20 protein-coding genes and 3 pseudogenes are annotated in these 26229 nt (G+C 55.7%); 8 read left to right on the forward strand and 15 right to left on the reverse strand.

The genetic code is table 11. From position 1 onward, the window contains the following. The first annotated feature begins 160 nt into the window (after positions 1 to 160). Positions 161 to 934, forward strand: a complete 774-nt coding sequence (locus DM374_RS27495) for an outer membrane protein OmpK (RefSeq protein WP_110972723.1) — start codon at positions 161 to 163, stop codon at positions 932 to 934. A 91-nt stretch (positions 935 to 1025) separates the two neighbouring features. Here the strand turns inward: DM374_RS27495 and DM374_RS33860 are convergent. The 11 genes and pseudogenes from DM374_RS33860 to DM374_RS27545 all read right to left on the reverse strand — a co-directional run. Continuing rightward, positions 1026 to 1157, reverse strand: a pseudogene (locus DM374_RS33860) (IS5/IS1182 family transposase); the annotation flags it as partial. 189 nt (positions 1158 to 1346) lie between these two features. Next, positions 1347 to 2699 (reverse strand): aminotransferase class III-fold pyridoxal phosphate-dependent enzyme, encoded by a 1353-nt coding sequence (locus tag DM374_RS27500; RefSeq protein WP_110972724.1) that lies wholly within the window; start codon positions 2697 to 2699, stop codon positions 1347 to 1349. Positions 2700 to 2782: 83 nt separating this feature from the next. Next, complete coding sequence (locus DM374_RS27505; protein ID WP_110972725.1) at positions 2783 to 4258, reverse strand: NAD-dependent succinate-semialdehyde dehydrogenase; 1476 nt, start codon at positions 4256 to 4258, stop codon at positions 2783 to 2785. Positions 4259 to 4713: 455 nt separating this feature from the next. Beyond that, positions 4714 to 5565 carry a DMT family transporter gene (locus tag DM374_RS27510; protein WP_110972726.1) on the reverse strand — a complete coding sequence of 284 codons (852 nt, stop codon included), beginning with the start codon at positions 5563 to 5565 and terminating at the stop codon, positions 4714 to 4716. Between the two features lie 63 nt (positions 5566 to 5628). Then, complete coding sequence (locus DM374_RS27515; protein ID WP_110972727.1) at positions 5629 to 6351, reverse strand: haloacid dehalogenase type II; 723 nt, start codon at positions 6349 to 6351, stop codon at positions 5629 to 5631. A 68-nt stretch (positions 6352 to 6419) separates the two neighbouring features. Next, the gene (locus tag DM374_RS27520) at positions 6420 to 6749 is read right to left on the reverse strand and encodes a tRNA-binding protein (RefSeq protein WP_110972728.1); all 330 of its coding nucleotides are present in this window, start codon (positions 6747 to 6749) and stop codon (positions 6420 to 6422) included. A 46-nt stretch (positions 6750 to 6795) separates the two neighbouring features. Then, the gene (gene gabT / locus DM374_RS27525; protein ID WP_110972729.1) at positions 6796 to 8079 is read right to left on the reverse strand and encodes a 4-aminobutyrate--2-oxoglutarate transaminase; all 1284 of its coding nucleotides are present in this window, start codon (positions 8077 to 8079) and stop codon (positions 6796 to 6798) included. 250 nt (positions 8080 to 8329) lie between these two features. Then, a complete protein-coding gene (gene gabP / locus DM374_RS27530; RefSeq protein WP_110972730.1) occupies positions 8330 to 9757 on the reverse strand; it encodes a GABA permease in 1428 nt (475 codons plus the stop codon). A gap of 216 nt (positions 9758 to 9973) precedes the next feature. Then, the gene (locus tag DM374_RS27535; RefSeq protein WP_157969758.1) at positions 9974 to 10423 is read right to left on the reverse strand and encodes an amino acid kinase family protein; all 450 of its coding nucleotides are present in this window, start codon (positions 10421 to 10423) and stop codon (positions 9974 to 9976) included. Between the two features lie 131 nt (positions 10424 to 10554). After that, entirely contained in the window at positions 10555 to 12117 is a 1563-nt protein-coding gene (locus tag DM374_RS27540; RefSeq protein ID WP_110972732.1) for a PucR family transcriptional regulator, read from the reverse strand. A gap of 104 nt (positions 12118 to 12221) precedes the next feature. After that, entirely contained in the window at positions 12222 to 15128 is a 2907-nt protein-coding gene (locus DM374_RS27545; RefSeq protein ID WP_110972742.1) for an FAD-binding and (Fe-S)-binding domain-containing protein, read from the reverse strand. Between the two features lie 649 nt (positions 15129 to 15777). On the opposite strand from DM374_RS27545, the gene DM374_RS27550 reads away from it, so the two are divergent. The 5 genes from DM374_RS27550 to DM374_RS27570 all read left to right on the forward strand — a co-directional run bounded on the left by DM374_RS27550 (position 15778) and on the right by DM374_RS27570 (position 20738). Beyond that, positions 15778 to 16893 carry a branched-chain amino acid ABC transporter substrate-binding protein gene (locus DM374_RS27550; protein WP_110972733.1) on the forward strand — a complete coding sequence of 372 codons (1116 nt, stop codon included), beginning with the start codon at positions 15778 to 15780 and terminating at the stop codon, positions 16891 to 16893. 66 nt (positions 16894 to 16959) lie between these two features. After that, positions 16960 to 17871, forward strand: coding sequence for an ABC transporter permease subunit (locus DM374_RS27555; protein ID WP_225422604.1), 912 nt, complete (start codon positions 16960 to 16962; stop codon positions 17869 to 17871). A gap of 16 nt (positions 17872 to 17887) precedes the next feature. After that, positions 17888 to 19156: a high-affinity branched-chain amino acid ABC transporter permease LivM gene (livM, locus tag DM374_RS27560; protein ID WP_110972734.1), complete on the forward strand. Its 1269-nt coding sequence runs from the start codon at positions 17888 to 17890 to the stop codon at positions 19154 to 19156. Beyond that, on the forward strand, positions 19153 to 20025 hold the full coding sequence (locus tag DM374_RS27565) for an ABC transporter ATP-binding protein (protein ID WP_110972735.1): 873 nt from the start codon (positions 19153 to 19155) through the stop codon (positions 20023 to 20025). The genes livM and DM374_RS27565 overlap by 4 nt, the downstream gene beginning before the upstream one ends. Beyond that, positions 20022 to 20738 carry an ABC transporter ATP-binding protein gene (locus DM374_RS27570; protein WP_110972736.1) on the forward strand — a complete coding sequence of 239 codons (717 nt, stop codon included), beginning with the start codon at positions 20022 to 20024 and terminating at the stop codon, positions 20736 to 20738. Before DM374_RS27565 ends, DM374_RS27570 begins: the two co-directional genes overlap by 4 nt. A gap of 300 nt (positions 20739 to 21038) precedes the next feature. Here DM374_RS27570 and DM374_RS27575 read toward each other — a convergent pair whose 3' ends face one another. After that, positions 21039 to 21950 carry a LysR substrate-binding domain-containing protein gene (locus DM374_RS27575; protein WP_110972737.1) on the reverse strand — a complete coding sequence of 304 codons (912 nt, stop codon included), beginning with the start codon at positions 21948 to 21950 and terminating at the stop codon, positions 21039 to 21041. 96 nt (positions 21951 to 22046) lie between these two features. Between DM374_RS27575 and DM374_RS27580 the strand changes: the two genes are divergently transcribed. Beyond that, positions 22047 to 23144, forward strand: a complete 1098-nt coding sequence (locus DM374_RS27580; protein ID WP_110972738.1) for a tartrate dehydrogenase — start codon at positions 22047 to 22049, stop codon at positions 23142 to 23144. A gap of 241 nt (positions 23145 to 23385) precedes the next feature. On the opposite strand, the pseudogene DM374_RS27585 reads toward DM374_RS27580, so the two are convergent. Beyond that, positions 23386 to 23487 (reverse strand): annotated as a pseudogene (locus DM374_RS27585) (IS5/IS1182 family transposase); the annotation flags it as partial. Between the two features lie 243 nt (positions 23488 to 23730). Next, positions 23731 to 24963, reverse strand: coding sequence for an MFS transporter (locus tag DM374_RS27590; protein WP_110972739.1), 1233 nt, complete (start codon positions 24961 to 24963; stop codon positions 23731 to 23733). Between the two features lie 98 nt (positions 24964 to 25061). On the opposite strand from DM374_RS27590, the gene DM374_RS27595 reads away from it, so the two are divergent. Then, on the forward strand, positions 25062 to 26033 hold the full coding sequence (locus tag DM374_RS27595) for a LysR family transcriptional regulator (RefSeq protein ID WP_110972740.1): 972 nt from the start codon (positions 25062 to 25064) through the stop codon (positions 26031 to 26033). A 12-nt stretch (positions 26034 to 26045) separates the two neighbouring features. Here DM374_RS27595 and DM374_RS33865 read toward each other — a convergent pair. Further along, positions 26046 to 26229, reverse strand: a pseudogene (locus DM374_RS33865) (hypothetical protein); the annotation flags it as partial.

Raw genomic sequence — 26229 nt, forward strand, 5'->3', positions numbered from 1 at the left:
CTTGGCGGCCTATAAAAACAGCATGCTGCGTGTCCTACGCCGCGAATTCGTCGCGCGGCCCCGCCCCAATTGCCGGGGCCAAATGGATCACATTGAGACTGCCCGCAATACACGCCATACAACAACTTAGAAACCTGAACGTCATTTCGGAGCACTCCTCATGAAACTCAGCACAACCTCCCTGATAGTGGCAGGCGGCATACTCGTGGCTGGCCCAAGCATGGCCGACGACCTCTTGCAGTGGCAGGACAATAGCCTGACCTATCTCAACGGAATCGACTTCAAGGTTGATCCGCCCAAGCAGCAAACCCTCACCTTCGAGCATGCCAGCGGCTGGAGTTTCGGCGACCTGTTCGTATTTGTAGACGTCATCAAGTTCAATACTGAAGCGACCAACAGTGCAGGGGATGGCCACACCTACTACGGCGAGATCAGTCCGCGGCTATCGTTTGGCAAACTCACCGGAACTAATCTCTCCTTCGGGCCGATCAAGGACGTACTGCTGTCAGCGACCTACGAGTTCGGAGAAGACGATAACGAAAGCTACCTGCTCGGTCCTGCAGTTGACCTGAACATTCCCGGCTTCGACTACTTCCAGCTCAACACCTACTACCGTGAAACCGATGGCAAGCGTGACGGTAGCGGGGTCTGGCAGATCACTCCGGTGTGGAGCTATACCATTCCGGTCGGCAATTCCGATCTCGTCATTGACGGTTTCATGGACTGGGTCGTGGACAATGACAAGAGCTACCACGCCAACCTGCACTTCAACCCCCAGATCAAATATGACCTGGCCAAAGGGCTTGGGCTGGGCAAGAAGTTCTATGTGGGTGTCGAGTACGACTACTGGAGCGACAAGTACGGAATCAAGGACAGCCAGGCCTTTGCTACCAACCAGAGCGCGATCAGTTTGCTGCTCAAGGCGCACTTCTAACCGTCAGCCTTGAAATCCCGCAGCAGGAAGTGATCCGAATCGCTGCCAACATAAAGGCACTGTTCATAAAGTTACGTCGTAAATACCGCCCTCAGCAGGTCAATGTGCCCATCGCCGCATGACGTGTTGCGAACGTGCAGTAACGCGTTATGCGGCGCTGCTCATTCAGCCAGCCAAACAACCACTCGATGACGTTGCGCTCTCGATACTTCCGGTTGTCGAAGAACAAGCACTGCCGCGGCGAGCTTAGTTTGGTGACTGAATGTGCAGCGTGCACTCTTAGCCTCTGATCAGACGCAGCATGCATCCGTACCCGTGCATGACCATGATTTCGTTATGCAAAAAAAAGAGGGCGTTTCAGAAGAAAACCCTCAATAACAGCGCCTAACGCCGCCTGGTGAGATCAACCGGTTTAAACCCAATTAGCACCCGTCACTTTCTGGATGGAGAAAGTGAGAATTTCGATCAGGGTATCTACGTCAGATCTGGTGTAGTTCAGCGATGGTGCGAACCCAAGGATGTCGTCGGCAAACGCGCGGAACACCAGTCCTTCGGCAAACGCATGAGCCAGGATTTTTTGGCCCAATTTCAGGCTGGTGTCCGGTTTGACTCTTGTGTGCTTGTCCGCGACAAGCTCCAAACCCGCGAGCATGCCCCGCCCCCGAACCTGACCAACGATATCCAGGTTTTCCAAGGTGCGTAACCTGGACTGGAAATACTCACCAACGTCTGTGCCGTTCTTCAAAAGACCGTTTTCGTACAGATCCAGCGTCGCGTTGGCGATCGCGGCGCTGACAGGATGACCTGCATAGGTTTGCCCATGACCGAATGGTGTGCCGTCGGAGCCCGCCTCGGCAATCGCTGCATAGATCTGCTCGGAGATGAGTGTTGCCCCCATCGGCGCATAACCCGAGGTCAGACCTTTCGCCAGCGTCATCAGGTCGGGGCTGACTCCTTCGTGCTCGCAGGCAAACATCGGCCCGGTACGACCAAAGCCAGTGATGACCTCATCCACGATCAGGAGGATACCCAGCCTGTCACACGCTGCCCGCATCGCCTTCAGGTAGCCTGCGGGTGGAACGATTACGCCGCCAGAGCCAATGATGGGTTCGCAGATGAAGGCAGCTACCTTTTCAGACCCGATTTCGAGCACCTTGCTCTCTAGCGTGGCAACCGTAGCTTGCAGGATCGCCGCTTCATCCGGGCCCGCGCTGTGGCGATAGGGATAAGGCGCCTCGATATGGTGCTGAGTGGGGGCCGGCACATCAAAATAACGGTGGAATACCGGAAGCGCAGTCAGCCCGCTGCCGATGGCAGAGGAGCCATGGTAGCCCCGCTGCACCGCGATGAAATGTTTCTTCTCTGGCCGACCGATGGCATTGAAGTAGTAGCGCACCGTACGAATGGCGGTGTCGACTGCATCAGACCCACCTTGGCCGAAAATGACGTGATTCAATCCCGGCGGGGCAAGCCTTGCCAGCCGGTCAGCAAGCTCAATGGCTGGCTCACTACCAAAACCAAAATATCCGGTTGCATAAGGCAATTCTTCGAGTTGCTTTCTCGCCGCGTCTACGATGGTCTTTTGTCCGTACCCCGCGTTTACACACCAAAGGCCCGAAAATGCATCTTGAACGCGATGCCCGTTGACATCGACCAAGTGAATGCCGTCCGCGCTCTTCCAAGCGCATACACCCTTGGCCTGATGATCCAGCAGAGCCGTTACAGGGTGAACCCAGTGTTGATCTTTTTCTTGAAGGTTACTCATACGACCTCTGATCTACATGTCGGATCGGCCCTGCACCTCAGCGCCGAGAGGTACAGAGCGCGAAGCCAGCGAAGGAGAAACGATTAGTCCAGGCCGCCCTGGCAGACGTATTTGATGTGCATATATTCTTCGAGCCCGTGAACAGAGCCTTCACGGCCATAGCCAGAATCCTTCACACCACCGAACGGAGCCGCTTCAGCAGCCAATGCCCCTTCGTTCACGCCGACAATGCCGCATTCCAGGGCATCTGAGACGCGGTGCACGCGACGCATGTCTTGGGTGTAGAAGTAAGAGGCCAGGCCGAACGGAGAGTCATTGGCCATCTGGATGACCTCTGCCTCGGTTTCGAACGATGTGATAGGTGCGACAGGGCCGAAGGTCTCTTCATGGAAACAACGAGCGGCACGGTCAACGTCAGCCAGAACAGTGGGAGCGTAGTAGGTGGACTCTGCTCGCTGCTCGGTGAACAGGCGCTGACCGCCCGTCAGCACACGCGCACCTCGAGCGACCGCGTCGTTGACGTGCTCTTCGATCTTGTTGATGGCCTTGGCATTGATCATGGGCCCGATCTGCGACACGGGATCGCTAGCGGGGCCGACTACCAGAGCCGAAACACGTGCGGTCAGCTTCTCCAGGAAAGCACCATAAACCTTGGACTGCACATAAACACGGTTAGGGCAAACGCAGGTTTGCCCGCCATTGCGGAATTTCGCAACCATCAAACCCTCGACCGCTGCATCGATATCCGCATCATCGAACACGATGAACGGAGCGTTGCCACCCAGCTCCAGCGCAAGTTTTTTCAGGGTGCGAGAGGATTCGTGGGCTAGGTGTTTACCTACCGGGGTCGAACCGGTGAAGGTAATTTTGCGAACGCGCGCATCGTCCAGCCATACGTCCGCGACTTCCTTCGAGGAAGCGGTTATGACGATGTTCAATACACCTGCCGGTACCCCAGCCTCTTCCGCCAGCTTCACGAGAGCAAGAGCAGTCAGTGGCGTTTCCGCCGCGGGTTTGCAGACAACAGTGCAACCGGCAGCCAGCGCTGGCGCGATCTTCCTGGCGATCATCGCGGCGGGGAAGTTCCAAGGGGTGATGGCTGCAACGATGCCCACGGGCTCTCTGTACGCAGACATTTTACGGCCACGAACAGCCTGAGGAATGATGTCGCCATTGGAACGAGTGGCCTCTTCGGCAAACCACTCGACGTAGCTTGCTGCATAGGCAATTTCACCTACGGCTTCTGAGAGCGGTTTACCCTGCTCAGAGGAAATGATCTTACCCAGATCCTCAGCCGACGCCATGATCAGGTCGTTCCAGCGCTTGAGAATTGCAGCACGCTGTTTCGCAGGCGTGGCGCGCCAGGCTTCGAACGCTTTAGCAGCTGCATCGACGGCAGCCTTGGCATCCTTAGCGTCACTATTGGGTACCAGAGCAACACGCTCGCCAGTGGCAGGGTTATTGACCGAAATGGTTTCCCCCGAAACCGCGTCCTGCCATACACCAGCGATAAAGTTTTGGGTTGCCATCAGTTCTTTACGCTGCAATTCGAAGCTCATAAAACCCTCACACAAATCCAATAGAAACTATCCGCACCCCAAACCTGGAAATTCACTTACCAGCTATGGGCTGCACGCGGTGTAGCTCCAGCCATTGTTCTAATGAACATCGTATTCAACGTTTCCATTGCCATCCACCCATCTGAAATAGGATGAATAAGATCAAATTAAGTAGCGGAAGTAGCAAGTCAGGCTGTAAACCGGGCCGTTTGAGGTAAACATATGAGCGGAAAACTTTAGCCGTACGAGCTAGAGATAAAACTGGGTTAATATCAGCAACGGTGCCTCAGACACGCGCGCACAACCGGAGGCCTTAGCCATAACTTGGAAATAACGCCACCCATAAAAAAGCCCCCAGTGTGAGGGGGCAACGCACAACGACGGTAAAGACCAGAATAGACTAACTATTTTCAATTCATCTGCCGGCTGAACGGAACTACAATCTTGAGCACTGATTATGCCTTTTTCGACATGATCATTGAGCAAACTACCAAACCTGCCCCCACCCAGATATACCATTGCATACCGACCTGGAGATAGAGCACTAGAAAGGCAGTAGACAGAACAGGCGTAGCGTAGCTAAGAACCGCAACTTGCTCGTGGCAAGCTTTCTTCATTGCATAGTCCCAGACATAGAACGCTCCCCCCATAGGCCCAACACCCATGTACAGGATGGCCCAGAACTCGCTTTTCGTCAGGGACGGCCAATCGGCACCTGCTCGATACAACACCAGGCAAACTGCGCCAGAGACAAGGCAGAAAAGGCCAACAGAGACGCTCTTTACATTCGGGTACTGCTTTGCCAGCAAAGAATAAACAGCCCAAAGAACTGCCGAAATGAATGCCAGAAAATAACCCAGCCAACTGCCCGTACCTACAGCGTGGTCTGGATTACAGCTGATAATGGCCCCCGCGAACCCAATCGCGCCGGCTAGCAATGACTTGAACGTGAGTTTTCCATTGGAAACAAATAGTGGCGCCATTACAACAATCAGCACAGGCCACAGGTAATGCAACAAGCTCACGCCAATAGGATCTGCCAACTGAAGCGCATAGAAATAAATGACGTGATAGGCAAGCATACAAAACGTGCCCAGCACGAACAGCCGCCGTGGCATGCGCCAAAGTTTAATCCACGGCAAGCCTATCAGCCCACCAATGAACAGCGCGGCACCCGTAATAAATAGCGGTGAGACATCGCTACAAAACGTGACGCTGACAGCAAGCGTGCTCCATATGATCACTGCTAAAAAAGCGGGAATCAAAGCTGAATTTGACTTTACAACTGAAGACTCTAAAACACTCATAACGCACACATTCCGCATTAGGGATACGGAAAGCCGGCAACCATGGGGCTGCCGGCCCTGGACTTAGCCCTTCAGCGCTTGCTTATGCGCTTCGGCCATTTCGCCCATGCTGTTGAAGCGGAAGTCCACATTCGGCATGCGCGACGGCACGTGGGTAGCGCCGTAGCCTTCTTTGCCGTGGCGACGGTAGATCCAGGCCGAAACCAGGCCAGCGTCGTTGGCAGGAATGTGGTCGTGATACAGACTTTCTGCGGTGTGCAGAATGTCCTTCTTCTCAATGCCGGCCTTGGCCAAGGCATCGATCATGTAAGTGAAGTTATTCGGGTTCGGCTTGTACGAACCCACATCCTGCGCGGTGATGATGTGGTCGAATTCGACGCCCAGTTTGGCGTTGCTCAGCTTGAACTCATTGCGGTCGATGTTCGACAGAATCACCAGCTTGTAATGTTTTTTCAGGTATTGCAGGGCTTCGACGGTGTCCGGGAAGGCTGGCCAGTTCTTGACCGAAGTGCCGAACTCTTCACGCTCGGCAGCATCGGCGTCCAGGCCCCACTCTTTGGCGATGCGGTCGTACACAGCACGCAGGATGTCCTGGTACAGAGCGCCGGGGGTTTCGGTTTGCTGAGGCGACTCGTTGCGACCAAACACTTCCAGCAGTTCGTCGGAAGTGAAGGTCTTGCCAGTGCGTTTGGCCAGTGGTTGCAATGCGTTGACAATGCCGGTTTCCCAGTCGATCAGGGTGCCGTAGCAGTCGAAGGTCAGCGCTTTGAAGTCGGTCAGTTGCATCTTGATATCCTACTTTTAGGTTTACTTGTTTTGGGTTAGTCGCCGCGCAGAAGCACAGCGATCTGGGTTTAGAAAATCTTGCTTCCGAGTGGCACCGGGCGCTCGGTGGTCAGGTAAACCACTTCACCCGGCTCGCGATCCACGCCCAGCATCAACACCTCAGAGGTGAAGCCTGCAATCTTCCTTGAGCCCAGATTGACGGCGCAAACCACCTGCTTACCGACAAGTTCTTCAGGGCTGTAGAGCTTGGTGTACTGAGCGCTGGTAGTTTTCTCGCCCAATTCACCGAAATTGATCCAGAACTTGTAAGCTGGCTTGTTGGCTTTTTCGTTGAGTTCCACTCGCACGATTTCGCCGATGCGAATATCAACCTCATTGAACGCTTCAAACGGGGTCATAACCACTCCAGAATAATTGCGGTGCTAAAACGATAGACCGTCAGACTCAGGCCTTAGCGGCAACCAGCGCACGCTCGAACATACCCAGTGCCTCGGCAACATCCTGCTCGGAAATCACCAACGGGCATATGAAGCGAACGACGTTACGGTAGACGCCACACTTGATGACCAGCAGCCCCTCCTCGCGCGCAGCATCAATCACACGCTGGGCGGTGGCAGCATCAGGCTCTTTAGTATCGCGGTCGGTAACAAACTCTACCGCTGCCATAGCCCCGGTGGCCCGTACATGACCAATACCCTCGAAACGAGCTTCCAGCGGCTTGAAGCCTTCCAGAAGCTGAGCACCAATGGCACGGCTGCGCTCGGTCAGGTTCTCGGACTCGAAAATCTTGATCACTTCCAGCGCAGCAGCGCAGCCCAGCGGGTTACCGCCGTAGGTACCACCCAGGCCGCCAGGCTGAGGTGCATCCATGATTGCTGCACGACCTACAACACCCGAGATTGGCAGACCACCGGCCAGACTCTTGGCAACAGTTACCAGGTCAGGCTGGATGCCCGAGTGCTCGAAGCCAAACATCTTGCCGGTACGACCGAAGCCTGTCTGGATCTCGTCGCAGATCAGAACGATGCCCAGTTCTTCGGTTTTCTTGCGCAGCGCGCGCATGAATTCGACCGGCGCTTGAATGAAGCCGCCGTCACCCTGGACAGGCTCAATGATGATGGCCGCCACACGATCAGCAGCGCACTGGGTATCGAAGACTTCTTGCAGTGCAGCCAGCGCCTTCTCGGTGGTAATTCCGCGGTACTCGTTCGGATACGGCGTGTGGTAGATGTCCGGCGCGTAAGGGCCGAAGTTCTGGCGATATGGCTGGCTCATACCAGTCAGGGTCATCCCCATCAGGGTGCGACCATGGAAGCCACCGCGAAATGCAATCACTCCAGGGCGGTTGGTATGGGCACGAGCGATCTTGATGGCGTTCTCAACAGCTTCAGCGCCGGTAGTCAAGAACACTGACTTGTAGTGCTCTGGGCCGCCAACCAGATTGTTGAGCTTGGCAGCGAGATCTGTGTACTGATCATAGGCTGCAACCTGGAAGCAGATGTGCGAGAAAGTCTCCAACTGCTTGCGTACCGCTTCGACTACACGCGGGTGATTGTGACCGACGTTAAGCACGCCGATCCCCCCCACAAAGTCCAGGTATTTCTTACCTTGGTCATCCCACAGGTAGGCACCTGCCGCACGGCTCACGGTGATGGGGTGAGCGACTGCAACACCGCTGGACACGTGTTGGGTACGGGGCGATACAGACAATTTTTGTTGAGAAGACATGGCATCCACCTTTGTGTGTCAGTGTGGCAATGCTATCCATCCCTTTTTGCTCAAACTACGCAGATTAAATAGGAATATTTCGCCAACTATTCCTACCCTATGCAGAATTTTTCGAGGAGATGAATTAGAGGCAAGCGGAGGACTGCAAAAAATCGGCGACTAATCGCTCCGTGAATGCATGAATTTTCCAAAAAAAAAGAGGTGGCACCTCAGGTAGCCACCTCTTTCTCAAGTCAAAATCGATAACGCATTACCGATCGATCGCGACGGTTTCCTGGGACCAGGCGGCAGGTTTGGAGCGTCGCTGGGTGTAGATACCCGTTGCCACGATCACAATTGCGAGAACAGCTGTAGAAGCCACCTCCCCCGTGTGCTTGGGAAGAGTCAGCATCAACGTCAGAGCGCCGGTAATGAAAATGATCACCAGCCAGGTCAACCAAGGATAAAGCCACATTTTGAAGCCAAGCTCATGGCCACTTGCGATCAACAGCTTGCGCATGCGCAGCTGCGAAACAGCAATCACCAGATACACCAGGAGCGCGACGGCGCCCGAGGTAGCCAGCAAGAATGCAAATACATTCTCAGGGGCAAAGTAGTTGATCACAGTGGTAAGGAAGCCGATTGCCGTACTGGCCAGAACGGCCTTACGCGGTACATTCGAGACAGTTGTTGCTTTCAAGCCTTGCGGTGCGTCACCACGCTTAGCCAGGGAGAAGAGCATCCTTGAGGCAGTGTAGATAGCTGAGTTCAGGCAACTTGCTACTGCCACCAGGACCACGATGTCGACGATCAGTTTTGCGTAAGGGATCTGCATGAATTCGAGGGCGCGCTGGTAAGAGCCGACCACGGACAACTGCGCATCGTTCCACGGCACGATGGACACCACCATGAAAATGGAGACGATGTAGAAGATGCCGATCCGCCAGATCACCGAATTGGTCGCGCGCGCAATCTGCTGAGCAGGGTTTTTGGACTCTGCAGCAGCGATGGTGACAATTTCAGTACCCATGAAGCTGAACATCGTGGTCAACAGTGCGCCCAGTACCGGGCCGTATCCATTGGGCGCGAAACCGCCGTTGGCATTCATCGTGGCAATGAACCCTTCCATTTCGCGACCCGGGAGACCTCCAACCAGGGCGACAGCCGCCAACACGATAAACGCCATGATCGCAACCACCTTCGACAGCGCGAACCAGAACTCGAACTCTCCGTACTTGGCAACACTGAACAGGTTGGACAAAGTCAGCAATGCCGTAATGGCCAAAGCGAACGCCCATGTCTCTATGCCTGGGAACCAGGTATTCAGGATTGCCGCAGCCGCAATGGCCTCAAGGGGAATGACAAGCACCCAGAACCACCAGTAAAGCCAGCCAATGGAAAAACCAGCCCATGGGCCAATAGCTCTGTTTGCGTAGGTCGAAAATGAGCCGGTATCAGGTGATGCGACAGCCATTTCACCGAGCATGCGCATCACCAGCACAACGAGCGTGCCGGCTGCGAGGTAGGAAAGAATCACAGCTGGGCCGGCTGCAGCGATAGCGTGACCGGAACCAACAAACAAGCCTGCACCGATCACGCCCGCAATGGAGAGCATGGTGACATGGCGCTGCTTTAACCCAGGGGCAAGGTTTGAGCCTTCAGCATTGGCTGAGTGAGCTGGAGGGGGGGTATGGGACATCTCTACAAGCCTCGAGTTATTATTAGGCAGGCAAACTTCTTATGTAACTGACTAATCGGCTGTTGCACGATCGGCAGGCCCTATCCATGGGACTTATGGTGGGGCATTGAACCGGATCACCAGTTGCTGGAACTACCTACTCGAGAAATGAATTCAAGACTCTTTTTTTCTCAGCCATATCAGACAGCCACACCTGCGCAAAACCACCCGGCAGACTCAGACAGCCGCCCTGGCACGCAATAGTCTCGCTGGCTTATCAAGCAAACCGAGCAAGAAGGTATCCAGAAGTGAGCTTCCGACACCTCGCCCCGCAGCGCTAAGCCCAACCATCGGGATCACCCCCATGTCGGTCAGCTCGGTGAGAACATCCGCTAGCTGCTGCGCCCTGTGCTTGTTATGAAAAACCACCGCATCCACCAAGACCTGGGCGGCCAACTCACCGCAGTTGTCAAAGCACTTCTTCCACTCCGACATGAGCCTGGTCTGAGAAACGACCATCGATGCGTAACCCGTGCGGTACACCTGATCGCCTGGGTAATCGCCCGTAGCATTCGGAGGCTCACCCACTGCAACCACCACACGATGACCTGCGAGCTTCAAGGTAATTGCTTCCCTGGCAAGATCCACTAGCTCCTGCTGAATCACCGTGCCTTTCGGATCAATCAAGGTGCTTTCCGTCTGCGACACCAGATGCAACCCACATGAGGTTTTCAAAACTCGCCTAGTCACACTACCTTCCTTTTGCCAAACAAAGCACAGCCCCTCTTGAAGGCGAGTCTCAATTGACAAACAAGCATTTATTTATCGTCGGCTGCCAACACATACATCTGCGCAGCCACCTGCAACTTGAACTTTTCGTCCGGGTTGTCCAACGAGATGCCTAGCATCGACTCGATTCGCTCGACCCGATACCGCAGCGTGCTGATGTGGATCTCAAGTGCCTTAGCCGTGTTGAGTAGCTGGAAACCTTCCCGAGCCAACGTCAGTACCGTGTCAATCAAGGCATTGCCACGCTTGGGATTACCCAGCGGCTCGATGAGCTTCTCCATCAATACACGCCGGGCATCTGAATCGCCCATGAGCGCCCTCGGGAAAAGCACCTCGTCAAAATCATGCAGCTTGCCGGGCTTGAGCAGAGGTAGAAGCGCCAACACGTCTTCCGCCCCTTGCGCCATGCCTGTCACGCCTTGATGCACGCGGCTTACCGCCATGGCACTGCCTTCGGTACGCACCCACCTCCAGATAGCGTCAGGTGAGTTTTCCGCCGGAAGCAGAAAACTGACTTGATTAAGTGAGACAGACATGAGTGGAGCGACGCCCATTCCCTGCATCGTCTGAGCGATCCGATCAGCAATCCTGGCTCGCCGATTAAAACCCTCCACCGACAGTGGGATAGGCTCATTGAGCAACACCAGACACACACGGTAGTTTCGGTTCTCCCCCCAACCGGACGCTTGCGCGCGCTCAATAGCGCTCGGTGTGGCAGAGAATTTCCCCTCCAGCAGGCCCGCAACGAAGGCATAACCCAGTCGGGTCTCCTGATCAGACAACTGCCGCTGATAAGTAAGATGCAAAGCCGCGATGACTACCGCGTGTTCGAGCGCGCGCGAATCCAGCTCCTCAAAACCCTCTTGCTCACTGTGCAACCAGACAACGCCAATCACCTCGCCGCGAAGCCTGATGGCACCACCCAGTCTTGGACGCTCCACTCCCTCAGTCACAACCTTGGGGGTGTTAGACTCAAAGAAACTCGAGAGCGACTCTATCTCTGCGATCTTTTTGACAAACGCACGCTCGACCGCCTCATCGATCGCAGGATCTGACGCCCCCAAAACGGTACCGTCAACCGATACAACCGTTGCATTCTTGTCGAGAGCTGAATACAAGGCGTTCGCCAACCCCTCCAGGTTGTTTCCCTCCAGCGCGGCCTCGGTCAGAGTGCGATGAATATGGTCTGAGCGACGGATGGTCTCAGCCTGGATATTGATGATCCGGGCCAGCACATCATGCATGATCTCGCTGAACTGAATTTCCCACGGCAACTCGAGCAACGGCAGGTGACGCTGGTTGGCCTCATCGATAGCGGCCTGAGTGAAGTGCTCTCGAAAATGCGGCACGGCGAGCACTACACCGGCCAAACCAATTTCGCTCAACCGGCGCACCATTACCCGGCATTCCTCGTCATCAACCGGCCAGTTGTAACCCGTAGTCAACAGAAGCTCGCCGGGCTTCAACCAATTAGTGATCTCAGGGTGATCGACGATGTGAACCCATGTGATTTCGCGCCCCATGGCCGTTTCACCTGCGACCACCGTAGCCTCGCGTAACACCGTGTTTTCTATCGCTGCATCGAGTTTCATGACCTGCCTATCCCACTCAAAAATAACAACACGACGGCACTCAATGGCTGCCAGGTTAGGTGGGCCATAGCAACCAAAAACCTGAAGGTGCCGCGCTGGCGCAACTAGCCCAGAATTTTGGCGAGGTACTCCGCCAGGTGCATCGGCTCCCTGCCGCTCACGTTGCGAATTTGTCCGCGGCAGCTGAATCCATCCGCCACCACCGCCGCGTCCAGGGGAATTTTGTCGAGGTGAGGTTTGAACTCTTGTTCACCGATGATTTTCGCAATCGGAGCTGTCTTGCTGTGGTAAGCGTAAGCACCCGCCACACCGCAGCAACCGGCGGCAATCACCTGCCCTTTACCGCCCAGCTTCTCCAGGACGCCCTGCTCTCCTCCCATGCCACCACAAGACTTCTGGTGGCAGTGACCATGAATCCGCACATCCTCATCAATCGCAGGCAACTCAAGCCCACGCCCCTTGATGAACTCACTCAACGTCATGATTGACTTCTCAAGTCTCTTGGCACGCGGATCCGCCGGGAACAGGCCCGGCATCTCATCTCGGAATACCGACAAACAACTCGGCTCAAGCACGATAACTGGCAGCCCCTCGTCAAGCACAGGCTCCAACTGATCAAGAATCTGCTCAAGGTTGGACTTGGCCTGGTCAATCATCCCGACGTCGTAGTAAGGCCGACCGCAGCACACGTGGCGCTTCATCAATTTCACGGTGAAGCCCAGCGCTTCAAGCACTGTTACGCCAGCCTCAAGCACCTTGGGCGTGAACCCGTTGTTGAAGCTATCGACCCACAGCAGCACGTCAGTGCCAGCACTTGAGCCCTCACTTTTCAAGATGCGCTTGGCCGTAGCGCTGGCGCGGAAGCTCTTGGACGCGATCTTCGGAAACTTGGCCTCACGCGCCAGCCCCATGTAAGCGCCAGCCGTGCGCACCAATGAGTTACCCATGGCGTAATTGAGCACGGGCGAAAGCTTGGTTGCATGAGGTAACCACTCGCCGATACGACCAATCATGGCGTCCATTACCGGTCGACGCTTTTCGCTGTAGTAGCGATTGAGGAATTCCGTTTTATACCTGGCGATGTTCACATTGGTTGGGCAATCGGTCTTGCAGCCTTTACAGCTCAAGCACAGATCGAGGGAGTCTTTGACCTCCTCGTTCTGCCACGCATCCTCGATGACGTCCCCCTTCAAAAGCTCGAAGAACAATCGGGCACGACCACGCGTGGAGTACTTCTCTTCCCGCGTAGCCCTGAAGCTCGGGCACATCGTGCCGCCATCCAGCGAGCGACACTTGCCCATCCCGATGCAACGCTCGGTCTCACGGGCCAGGCCTTTGTCACCCAAACGGGCGTCATAGGTAAATTGGCTTGGAACGTCACGGCGCTCATAGTCCGGGCCCATTCGAAGGTTGGCATCAACAGGCATGGCGTGGATGAGCTTGCCCGGGTTCATCTTGTTCAGCGGATCCCAGATAGCCTTGAAGTCTGCAAAGGCGTTCATGATCTCATCGGAGTACATGATACGAAGGTACTCACCCTTCGCCTGGCCATCACCATGCTCGCCGGAAAGCGAACCGCCGTAGCGCACCACCAGGTGTGCGGCCTCATCCAGAAAAGCGCGCCAGTTATCCAGGCCATCCTGCGATTTCAGGTCGAAGGTAATGCGAGAGTGAATACAGCCGTCACCGAAGTGGCCATAAAGATTCGTCTTGTATCCGTAACTGCTGACCATCGCCTTGAATTCGCGAAGGTACTTGCCGAGGTGCTCGGGCTCCACCGCGGCGTCCTCCCAGCCAACAACGGGATCAGGCTCATTCGGATCCAGGCCGAGCGACGTTGCAGATGCGCCCGTCTCGCGAATGGTCCAAATTTGATTCATCAACCCCGCATCGGTAACCAGACGCACACTTGGACGCCCCGGCAACTCAGGCGCAATGTCGACAGCCTTCTGCGCAAATGCAACTGCCTCCTCAGTCGACAGGGCGCCAAATTCAATCATCAACCAAGCGTTGCCCGCCGGAAGCTCCGCGATGTCAGCGAGCTTCATGCCGCGGACCTTGAGACCCTCGATGATGCCGTCATCCAATCCTTCCATTGCAATCGGATTAAGCGGCAGCAACTGAGGAACAGAGTCAGCTGCGTAGTAAATCTCCTCGTAACCCAACACCACCAACACACGATGCGTTGGATTTTTCACCAGGATCGTTTCGGCTTGGAGGACGGTGACGCACGTACCTTCAACACCTACCAAGGCACGTGCAATGTTGAAACCATTTTCAGGCAGCAACTGATCGAGGTTATACCCAGACACTCGGCGCTTGAGCTTGGGGAACCCTTGGCGGATCTGCTCCTCGTTGCGATCGACTAGCGCTTTCAACGATCGAACGATTTCAGCGCGTCGACCTCCAGCATTGATGTGTTCCTGATAAGTGGCGTCATCAGTGGGCCCAACCCAGAAGCGCGCGCCGTCATAGGTCAGAATCTCCAGGCGCTCGACGTTCTCTACTGTCTTGCCCGCCATCACAGAGTGAGCACCACATGAGTTGTTACCGATCATTCCACCCAAAGTGCAGCGGCTGTGGGTCGCTGGATCTGGGCCGAAAGTCAGGCCCACCTTGGCGGCCTCACCTTTCAGTTGGTCGCAGATAACACCCGGCTCAACCCTGGCCAGACGCCTTGCAGGGTCAATTTCATGGATGGAATGAAGGTACTTGGAAGCATCGATCACGAGTGCGGCGTTCACAGCCTGGCCGCACATGGAGGTGCCAGCGCCTCTCGGCAAGATAGGAAGGCCAGCCTCCTTACAGAGGCGCACTGTGGCCACGATATCGTCGACGCTCTTGGGTATCACAATGCCGATTGGCAACTGACGATAGTTCGAGGCTTCAGAGGCGTAGATTGCGCGAGTGGCGGCATCAAACCGAACCTCCGCCGACGTTTGAGCCTCGAGCTTGGAGCGCAGGTTCAACAGGAGGTTGAGGTCGAACGGGATAGGATTATTTTTTGTCATTTGGAGAAGCCTGGTCTCGATCATCAGCACGGGAACGCAGCGGCTCTACAGGGAAGTTCCCAAGGTAGAACGACGGACGTTAGATACTGTAAGCCGAGAGCGCACCCGCCTCTACCAACGCGAAATAGGATCAAATGGTCAACTTATCCTTCCTTAAGAAGGATATTCATCGCGAAGGGGTCCATCCCCTCTCGATTCCGCTGCACCAATTACTCTCGCCCACCCAGCGCCCCTTCTGCATGCCGGTTTTTCCTACGACAAAATGGAAATTCAGTCTGCGAAAACCTATTCAAGGTAGATGGCGCAGTTTCAAAGCGGTCGTTAAGATTAAAAAAATGAGCGATAAATGTTCACTATCGCTGCCGGTTAGAACGTCGACTTTCAATCATTTAAAGTCTACCCATTCGCCTAGCCGTTTAACTCTAACCGCATCAAAAAATGGAAATACCAATAAGGAACTTGTAATAAAAGGCCCGCCAGAGGATGCCGCTCGACCATACAAAAATAACAAAAGCTCCAAGATCCAGATCTAGTTACTCAAAACTGCCATCGCCACTACCAGGCCAGCCGATCAATACGCCATTGATTTAATCGATGTGTAGAGCGCTGCCTGAACGAGCAACAAAGTCAATAATAAAGAGGCACGAGCATGAAAAAGATCTTCAAGGTATCCACCACTCTCCCCGCCGCCATTTCGATGGCACTTTCCATGACGGCCATGGCCGATATCAAAATTGGCGTCGGTGCACCGCTCACCGGGCCCAACGCTGCTTTCGGCGAGCAGATTTGGCGCGGGGCCGAGCAAGCCGCCAAAGACATCAACGCCAAGGGCGGGATCAACGGTCAGCAAATCGCCTTGGTAAAAGGGGATGACGCTTGCGAACCTAAGCAGGCCGTCGCTGCAGCCAACCAGATGGTGGACAGTGCCAAAGTTGTGGCCGTGATCGGCCACTATTGCTCTTCCTCAACGATTCCAGCCTCAGAAATTTACGACGAAGCCCAGATCGTCAGCATTACGCCAGCCTCTTCCGCACCCAGCATCACAGAGCGCGGCCTGGTTGGGGTCTTCCGCATGGCCGGTCGCGATGATCAGCAAGGGCAGGTAGCGGCTGATTACATCGCAAAAAACCTCAAGGCCAAAACCGTCGCTGTTATCCACGACAAAGACACATTCGGCCAAGGCGTAGCGGACACGACGAGGTCCGCACTGAAGGCAGAAGGTGTAGAGACTGTGCTGTATGAAGGCCTGACTCGCGGAGAGAAAGACTTCAACGCCGTCGTCACCAAGATCCGCTCGTCGAAAGCCGAAGTAGTGTACTTCGGTGGTTGCCACCCCGAGGCTGGCCCACTGGTGCGCCAGATGCGTGAACAGGGTGTCAGCATTCCCTTCGTGACCACCGACTGCACCGTCACCGACCAACTGGTCACGACTGCTGGTGGCAAAAAGTACACCGATGGCGTGCTGATGACCTTCTATCCGGATCCACGCAACCTTGAGTCGGGTAAGGCAGTAGTCAAGGAGTTCCGTGACGCAGGTTATGAACCCGAAAGCTATACCCTCTTCTCTTACGCGTCCCTTCAAGCTTTGGCCGCAGCGTTCAGCGCAACCGGCGGCACGGATGGAAACAAGGCGAGCGAATGGTTGAAAACCCATTCGGTGGACACTGTTCTAGGCAACAAAAGCTGGAACGAAAAAGGAGATCTCAAAGAGTCTCCGTACGTGATGTACAAATGGGACGCCGACGGGAAATTCGATCAACTCTGACGATTCCTCAGCAACGTGCAGGCTGATTCAAGCCTGCACTTCCTCCGTCCGTTTGGGGAAATTCTCGTGGACATATTTATTCAACAGCTAGTCAATGGACTAACGCTGGGCTCGGTCTATGGCCTGATCGCGATCGGCTACACCATGGTCTATGGCATCATCGGCATGATCAACTTCGCTCACGGCGAAGTGTATATGGTCTCTGCTTACCTGGCCGCTATCTCCATTGCCGTACTGAGCTTCTTCGGTATCGACTCCTTCCCTCTGATTATCCTTGGCACATTGATCTTCACCATCGTCGTAACCGGGGTTTATGGCCTCGCAATCGAACGAGTGGCCTATAAACCGCTGCGCAACTCTACCCGCCTCGCACCGCTAATCTCCGCCATCGGCATTTCACTCGTTCTGCAAAACTACGTGCAAATCAGCCAGGGGGCGCGCCAACAGGGTGTTCCCACCCTGCTTGAGGGAACCCTTCGCTTCTCGGTCGGTGATGGTTTCGTAATGATCACCCACACCAAACTGTTCATCCTGGCCGCTGCCATCATTGGCATGCTCGCCCTCACCTTCGTGATCAAGAACACACGCCTTGGCAGGATGTGCCGCGCCACTCAGCAAGACCGGAAAATGTCGCAAATCCTGGGCATCAACACTGACCGGGTGATCTCGTACGTGTTTGTCATCGGCGCTTCGATGGGCGCACTCGCGGGCGTGCTGATCACCCTCAACTATGGAACCTTCGACTTCTACGCAGGCTTCATCATCGGCATCAAGGCGTTTACAGCGGCAGTTCTCGGCGGCATCGGCTCACTGCCTGGCGCGATGCTTGGCGGCCTGATCCTGGGTGTCGCTGAAGCTCAGTTCTCCGGGGTGGTGAACGCTGACTACAAGGACGTGTTCAGTTTCTCCCTTCTCGTCCTGATCCTCATCTTCCGCCCCCAAGGCCTCCTTGGCCGACCTCAAGTAACCAAGGTATGAAGCCGTGAGCGATAACATGAAAAGCATCAATATCAAGAAGGCCCTGATTGACACCGTGATGGCAGGGCTGGTCGCCATGATCGTGTTCGGGCCTATCGTCGGGGTAGTTCTGCAGGGCTACGATTTCACCCTTCGCTTTGACCGCGTTGCATGGATTGTAGGTACCGTCATGGCTGGCCGGCTTGTGCTGAGCCTCTTCCTGCAGACCGCCACTGGTCATTCGCTCATTGCACGCTTCGATCGTACGGGCGGCGGAGTAGGCGTGAAACCTCCAGGGCATGCATCGCACATGCGCTGGGTCGTACCTGTGCTGGTGGTCATGGCACTAATCCTGCCGTTCTATGCAAACAAGTATCTACTGACCGTCGTTATCCTCGGTCTCATCTACGTTTTATTGGGCTTGGGCCTCAACATCGTGGTTGGTTTGGCCGGCCTCCTCGATCTTGGTTTCGTCGGCTTTTATGCGATTGGCGCTTACGGTCTTACGCTCGGCTACGAGCACCTTGGCTTGGGCTTCTGGAGCATGCTGCCACTCGCGGCACTATTCGCGGCCTTTGCAGGGATGCTGCTCGGCTTCCCGGTGCTACGAATGCATGGCGACTACCTGGCGATCGTCACTTTGGGCTTTGGGGAAATCATCAGGCTCGTGCTGACCAACTGGGTTTCGTTCACCAACGGCCCCAACGGTATGACCGCACCCTCTCCCACCTTCTTTGGGCTTGAGTTCGCTCGACGTGCGAAAGACGGTGGTGTTCCCTACCACGAGTTCTTCGGGGTCACCTACAACTCGAACATGAAGTTCATCTTCATCTACACGGTGTTGCTCCTCGTCGTGCTGGCCGTGCTGTACATCAAGCACCGCCTGACTCGCATGCCTGTGGGCCGAGCGTGGGAAGCACTTCGCGAAGATGAGATCGCGTGCCGCTCCATGGGGCTCAACCATGTCCTGGTGAAGTTGTCGGCGTTCATGATCGGTGCATCGACTGCTGGTATCGCGGGAGTGTTCTTCGCGACCTATCAGGGCTTCGTAAACCCCACCTCCTTCACCTTCTTCGAGTCCGCCTTGATTCTCGCAATTGTCGTGCTGGGCGGTATGGGCTCTACCGTCGGTGTAGTGATTGCGGCATTCGTCCTGACCATCGCACCGGAATTGCTGCGTAGCTTCGCCGACTACCGGGTGCTGATGTTCGGCATCCTGATGGTCCTCATGATGATCTGGCGTCCACGCGGACTGATTCGCATCAATCGGATCGGCATCGCACCGCGCAAAGGAGTAGCACCATGAATGACAATATCCTCACCGTGGACCGTCTCATGATGCACTTCGGCGGCATCAAGGCGCTCAACGATGTCAACTTTGCGATCAAACGGCATTCGATCTCTGCGCTGATCGGCCCTAACGGCGCCGGCAAGACCACCGTCTTCAACTGCCTGACAGGCTTTTACTCAGCCACTGGCGGGAAAATCCTGCTCAACGCGCAAGGCAAGCAGACCGACGTCATCAAGGTGTTGGGCGAGCCATTCAAGGCGCATGACTTCATCAGTCCGGGCCAGTTCGGCTCGCGGCTCAGGTACAAGATGTTCGGTGGAACGCACCTGGTTAACCGGGCTGGGCTCGCGCGCACTTTCCAGAACATCCGCCTGTTCAAGGAAATGACCGTCCTGGAGAACCTTTTGGTCGCTCAGCACATGCTGGCTCAGCGCAACCTGTTGACCGGAATCCTGAATACCCCAGGCTACCGCAAAGCGGAGAGCAAGCTGCTCGATACGGCCTTCTACTGGCTGGAGGTAGTCGACCTGGTCGAGCACTGCAACAGGCTGGCGGGTGAGCTCTCCTATGGCCAGCAGCGACGCCTGGAAATCGCTCGTGCGATGTGCACCGGCCCGGAACTGATCTGTCTCGACGAACCCGCGGCGGGTTTGAACCCTGCTGAGACCATTGCCTTGAGCGGCATCATTCGCCGGTTGCGCGACGACCATAAACTCACCGTGCTGCTCATCGAACACGACATGGGCATGGTCATGAGCATCTCGGATCACATCATCGTGCTGGATCACGGGCTCGTCATCGCCCAAGGCACGCCGAAAGACATCAAGGATGACCAGAAGGTAATCGCAGCCTACCTCGGCGCGGAAGAGGAGGAAGTGGCATGAGCACCCCGATTCTGGCGTTCAAAGACGTAGATGTGCATTACGGACCCATTCAGGCGCTGCGCAAGGTCAACCTGCACATCAATGCAGGCGAAACGGTAAGTCTCATCGGAGCCAACGGCGCAGGCAAATCTACGCTCTTGATGTCGATCTTCGGCCAACCTCGAGCCAGCAGCGGACAGATCGTTTATCAAGGCCAGGACATCACGCGAAAAAGCACGCATTTCGTTGCGTCCAATGGCATCGCACAGTCGCCCGAGGGTCGACGCGTCTTCCCTGACATGACTGTTGAAGAAAACCTGCTCATGGGCACCATCCCTATCGGCATGAATCACGCCGAAGAGGATCGGGAACAGATGTTCAATCTTTTCCCTCGCCTGCGGGAACGACGCAACCAGCGAGCGATGACGATGTCAGGCGGTGAACAGCAAATGCTGGCCATCGCCCGGGCGCTGATGAGTCGGCCCAAACTCCTGCTGCTGGATGAGCCCTCCCTGGGCTTGGCGCCCATCGTGGTAAAGCAGATCTTCGCGACGCTCAGGGAGCTTGCAAAGTCCGGCATGACCATCTTCCTGGTCGAGCAGAACGCCAACCATGCCCTTCGCCTAAGCGATCGAGCCTACGTGATGGTGACAGGCGAAATCAGGATGACCGGTACGGGGGAAGAACTACTGGGTAATCAGGAGGTGCGGGAAGCGTACTTGGGCGGCCACTAAAACGACGAGGGAGGCTCACCAGAGCCTCCTTTCTCGACCTCGAGATTGCCTTCAATAGCCCTTGCTGCAATCAACGGTGTTCAGCAAAGACGACCCATTACGCGCTCGATAGAGATTTCGCATAACCACATCAACGGCACCTTTTGAGCTGCACGTTGCTGCCGGTACGAGGTGTCAGCAACACACTACTTCCTCCCCCTCCTACAGTGTTTCTCCTTCCATCGAGAAAAACCGCGAGCACCAGAATCAAGCCAGATGGGTAAATCAGCCGCTCTTGGCGCTGCGACGCTGTAGAGCTCATCAATCAGGCAACTGATAGCGCTCTGCGAAGTATTGACGGAAGAACTCCACCGCGACACGCACCTTCGCGGAGCCCTCCAGACGAGAGGTGTAGACCGCCCAAATGTCAGCATCCTGCTGATAGCCTTCAAGCACCTGAACCAATCGCCCGTCGGCCAGGCTGTCATGAACATCCCACCAGGAGCGCAGCAAAATACCTCGACCATCGAGACACCACTGGTGGGCCACTTCTCCGTGGTTGCTCGAAAGTCCGCCTCTTACCCTCACCGTCTCCTCGCCCTGCGGCCCTCGAAGGTGCCATAGGCCAAAGGGATGATCCCGCTCCTTGATCACAAGGCAATCGTGGCTGGCTAAATCCGCCAGAACACGGGGCTTGCCATGACGCTTCAGGTAATTGGGAGATGCGCACAGGACGCGACGGTTGCGAGCAAGCGGCTTGGCGATCAGGTTAGGTGCAATGGCATTACCCACCCGGATATCCAGGTCGACACCTTCGGCAACCAGGTCAACCAGGCGGTCGTGCACATCCAGGCGGATATCCAATTGCGGATACCGAGCGGCTAGCTCGGACAGAGCCGGCGCCACATAGCGGCGACCTAGACCCAGGCTGCTGGCTATACGGAGTTGGCCGGTGGGCTCCCGCTTGCCCGCGCTGAGTTGGTCACCCATCTGTTGCAGCGCTTCGAGAATTTGCTGCCCCCACAGGTAAACCCTTTCACCATCTTCACTGATGGTTACCCGACGAGTCGTTCGATGAAGCAGGCGTACGCCCAAATCCTCTTCCAGCGCCCGGATGCGTTTGCTGACAAACGCAGCAGACATCCCGAGTTCCTCGGCCACGGCACTGAAACTAGCGCGCTGGGCCACTTGAAGGAAAATATTGAGATCATCAAGATTGGGAAGATTGTTCACGTTTTGTTTAAAAAGAATAAACGAGATAGGAGATTATCACCGAAACGCAAGCTTATAGCATGGCCTCACCAGCGTGTTAACCAAGTGAGGTTTCCAATGAGCAAGCCATTCAAAATTGCCGCCATTCCAGGTGACGGAATCGGCAACGAAGTGCTCCCTGAGGGCATTCGGGTCGTACAAGCTGCTGCCCGCAAACACGGCCTTGACCTACAAATCGAATTCTTCGAATGGGCCAGCTGCGACTACTACCTGGCCCATGGATCGATGATGCCGGACGACTGGTTCGATCAGCTCAAAGGATTTGATGCGATCTACTTCGGCGCAGTGGGCTGGCCCGACAAGGTACCCGACCACATCTCTCTCTGGGGCTCGCTGCTGAAATTCCGCCGCGACTTCGACCAGTACGTGAATATTCGCCCGGTGCGACTGTTCCCTGGAGTGCCCTGCCCGCTCGCAAACAAGCAGCCTGGTGATATCGACTTCGTCGTGATCCGCGAAAACACCGAGGGCGAGTATTCATCCCTTGGCGGGCGCATGTTCGAAGGCACCGCAAACGAGTTCGTGCTGCAAGAATCGGTATTCACCCGTCGTGGCGTTGATCGGATCCTGAAGTATGCGTTTGAGGTCGCTCAGACCCGGGATCGCAAGCACGTCACATCAGCTACCAAGTCCAACGGGATGGCAGTGAGCATGCCTTACTGGGACGAGCGCACCGCCGCCATGGCCTTGCAATACCCCGACATTAGCTGGGACAAGCAGCACATCGATATCCTCTGCGCTCGCTTCGTCCTGCAGCCTGAACGCTTCGATGTAGTGGTGGCCTCCAACCTCTTCGGCGACATCTTGTCCGACCTGGGCCCCGCCTGTGCCGGCACCATCGGCATTGCACCGTCGGCCAACCTCAACCCTGAGCGTAACTTCCCATCGTTGTTCGAGCCTGTACACGGCTCGGCGCCGGATATCTTTGGCAAGAACATCGCCAACCCGATCGCCATGATCTGGTCGGGCGCCCTGATGCTCGAGTTCCTGGGTAAGCGCGATGAGGACGCTCGCTATCAGGCTGCTCACGATGACATTCTCAAAGCGATCGAGACGGTTATAGCTCAGGGTGACACCACCCGAGACATGGGTGGCAGCCGGTCGACTCAGGAAGTTGGTCAAGCGATCGTGGAGTTTGTTGAACGCTCTGCTTGACGAGAGTCTTGGCCTGAATCGGCACAGCAAGCCACTGTGCTGATTGGCACTGGAGCACAGCCCGTTTGAACTTATCGACTTGTACTCGCGGCCCCCACTGAGCAAGACCGATCTCTACCGAGTTAGGGAAACTCCAAACAAGTCGCTCATCAACCTGAATTGGCGACTTGGGGATGCTGAAAAACCCAGTTCCCAGCCGCTGATTATTGGATAACCAAGGCAGAACCTTGGTTATCTGCCCTTACGGGCGCACCCTCCACAGATTCGACAGGGCGACCAGCGTGGTCATCTGCGCCGTATTCTTGGCCAATCCACGGAACCGGGTTTTTACAGAGCAGAACTGACTCATGGGATAGAGGCTTGCTGGGGCAGTTGGGCGGAGGGTTATTTCAGCACAGGCCAGATGGCCTGTGCTGACTTGATCGGAGAGCCCCTAACCGCCTTCAGAAATCGTTCACGTGCGGGCGCAAGCACAGTTGCGGGAGTTCACTGAAGTGATCACCGTTAAACCAAGGTGAGTATCGATGCCAAATCAAATGAAACCTCGATGATCACCTATGCCCACCCTCTCAGGACTGGTAAATCCTCAACGCTTCAGCAGCAACGAACGCCCGAAAGCATGCCTCTTGGCTATCGAGACAATCAACAGCGCCGGCAGCAGCAACGCCAACGCTACCCAGGGAATAGTGCTTGCCCCCCGGGTTTCCAAGAGAACGCCGCCAATCACACCACTGCCCGCAAACGCCAGGTTAAAGACGGTGACAAGCATTGATTGCGCAATATCAGCGCCGTCACCGGCAACATCGGCCAAGGCGGTTTGCAATAAGGTTGGCGCACCACCGAAGCTCATCCCCCACAAGACGATGCTGATATAGATCGCACTGGCGGGCAGGTCACCCAGCCCAAGGGCAAATGAAACCAGGATGAATGCTGTCAGGCTGATCAATACCAGACTCCGAAGTCTGCCATCAATTAGCATGCCGATCATCCATAGACCGAACAAGGCCGCAATACCGAATGAAAGGAGACCCCGATCTACCTGATCGGCCAATCCAACAGAAGCCAGGAACGCAGCAATATAGGTATAGAGGGTGTAATGGGCCAGGATCCAGAGCATGACCACCGCCAGCACCGGTCGCACACCAGGGGTTTGCATGACCCTGCGTAGCGGCAGGCGTCGATCGGAGCGTTGTCCGGGATAATCAGGCACTTTCAGATAGATCCAGGCCATCAACAAAAGGCTGAGCCCCGAGAGAGCCCCGAACACGCAACGCCATTCCAGCAGTTTGCCGAGCCAGGCACCAAGCGGTACGCCTAGGGCAAGCGCCAAAGGGATGCCGAGCATGGCCAGCGCCATAGCGCGACCGTGCAGTTGTGGGGCGACTAACCGTCTGGCGTAGCCGGCCAGCAGGCTCCAGGCCAGACCGGTTGCAATACCCACCATGAAGCGAGCAGCGAGTGTCAATGAAAACCAGGGCGACAGGGCGGTCACCGCATTACAGGCGCAAAACACCCCGACGGCCAGTAATAGCACCAAGCGCCGACGCCAACCCTGCAACGCGAGAGTCAATGGAATAGCCGCCAACCCTGAGCCCAGTGCACATAGTGTCACCATCTGACCGGCCCACGCTTGCGACACACCAAATGCCTCCGCAATTTGCGGCAATAGTCCTGCTGGCACGGCTTCGTTGGCGGTGGCGATAAAGCTACCCATTGTCAGCGCCAACAGGGCCGTCAGTGGGAGATGCTCGGTAGTGAGGTATTCGGTATTGCCCGATGTCGTGAAAGAGCCATTTTCAAAGTGTGATTTGCCGGTCATGACCTGTGCTCAACGGAATGGGAGACATGAGTGTGATGAATTGCCATTGATTTGATAATTGGCCTACCCTTTGATGAACTATCAAATGTGAATTGAATATGGCCACTGACCGGTTGGGTGATATGCGTTTGTTTGTCGAGGCGGCAGCACTTGGCAGCTTGTCTGCCGCAGGACGCAAACTGGCGCTGTCGCCAGCCGCGGCCAGCGCGCGCCTTATCAAGCTTGAGGCGGCGCTGCGCACCAAATTGATTGATCGCACAACGCGTCGGTTGCGCCTCACGGAAGAAGGTCGGTTTTATTTGCAACAGTGCTGGGTCGCGTTGCGGGCTATCGATGAGGCGGAAGCGGGGCTTCAAGCCAGTCAAACAGAGGTGCGTGGCAAGGTGCGGGTATCCGCGTCTGCCGATTTTGGCCGCAATCTTTTGAATGACTGGCTTGAGGCATTCAGTACATTGCACCCAGAACTATACGTCGCGCTGACGCTGTCGGACTCGGTGTCGAATCTGGTGCAGGACGACGTCGATCTGGCAATCCGGTTTGGACAACCACATGAAAGCTCAATGATCGCTAGGCAGTTGGCTCCCAACTGGCGAGTACTGTGCGCTTCGCCTGACTATCTGGCGCGATACGGTGAACCCCGAACCCCTGCTGATTTGGCGAACCACAAGTTCATCGTGCTGGTGACTTCCGCAGGTCCATTGAACACCTTTCACTTTGTGGTGAACGGTCAGGAATGGAACCACACCGTACCCATGAACCAAGCATGGGAAACAAATGATGGCGCACTCGCGCGCACATGGGCATTGGCAGGGCATGGCATCGCACGTAAGACCGTTTGGGATGCGGCAGCCGATATCCGTGCTGGACGACTGAAAGTCCTATTGCCTACCTTTTGTGTCCAAGAGGCCGGCGTCTACGCGGTATTACACGGCAGTCGTTACCGGGTTCCCCGCGTGCGTGTATTACTGGATTTCCTGATCGAGCATTTCGATAAGGCAACCGATGAGCTGTTGTGCGACCTTGAAATACCTAATGCTAGGCTTGCATTCGGCCCCGTCAAAGCTCGGTAGCCACCCTGAAGGTCATGCCGGCTGACCCCGAATATTGATTGCCCCCCCCAAGTGCGGAAGAACGTTTTTCGTCAAGATCCGGCGAATCTGGGAGAGCGGGCTTTGCCGCCCCTCCTTCAACTCAAGTGCACGAAACGCCAGCCACTGCGAATAAACGGATGCGAAGGTGTAGTCAGCCATCACCTGGGCTGCACGC

This window comes from Pseudomonas huaxiensis, from assembly GCF_003231275.1.
Lineage (GTDB): Bacteria > Pseudomonadota > Gammaproteobacteria > Pseudomonadales > Pseudomonadaceae > Aquipseudomonas > Aquipseudomonas huaxiensis.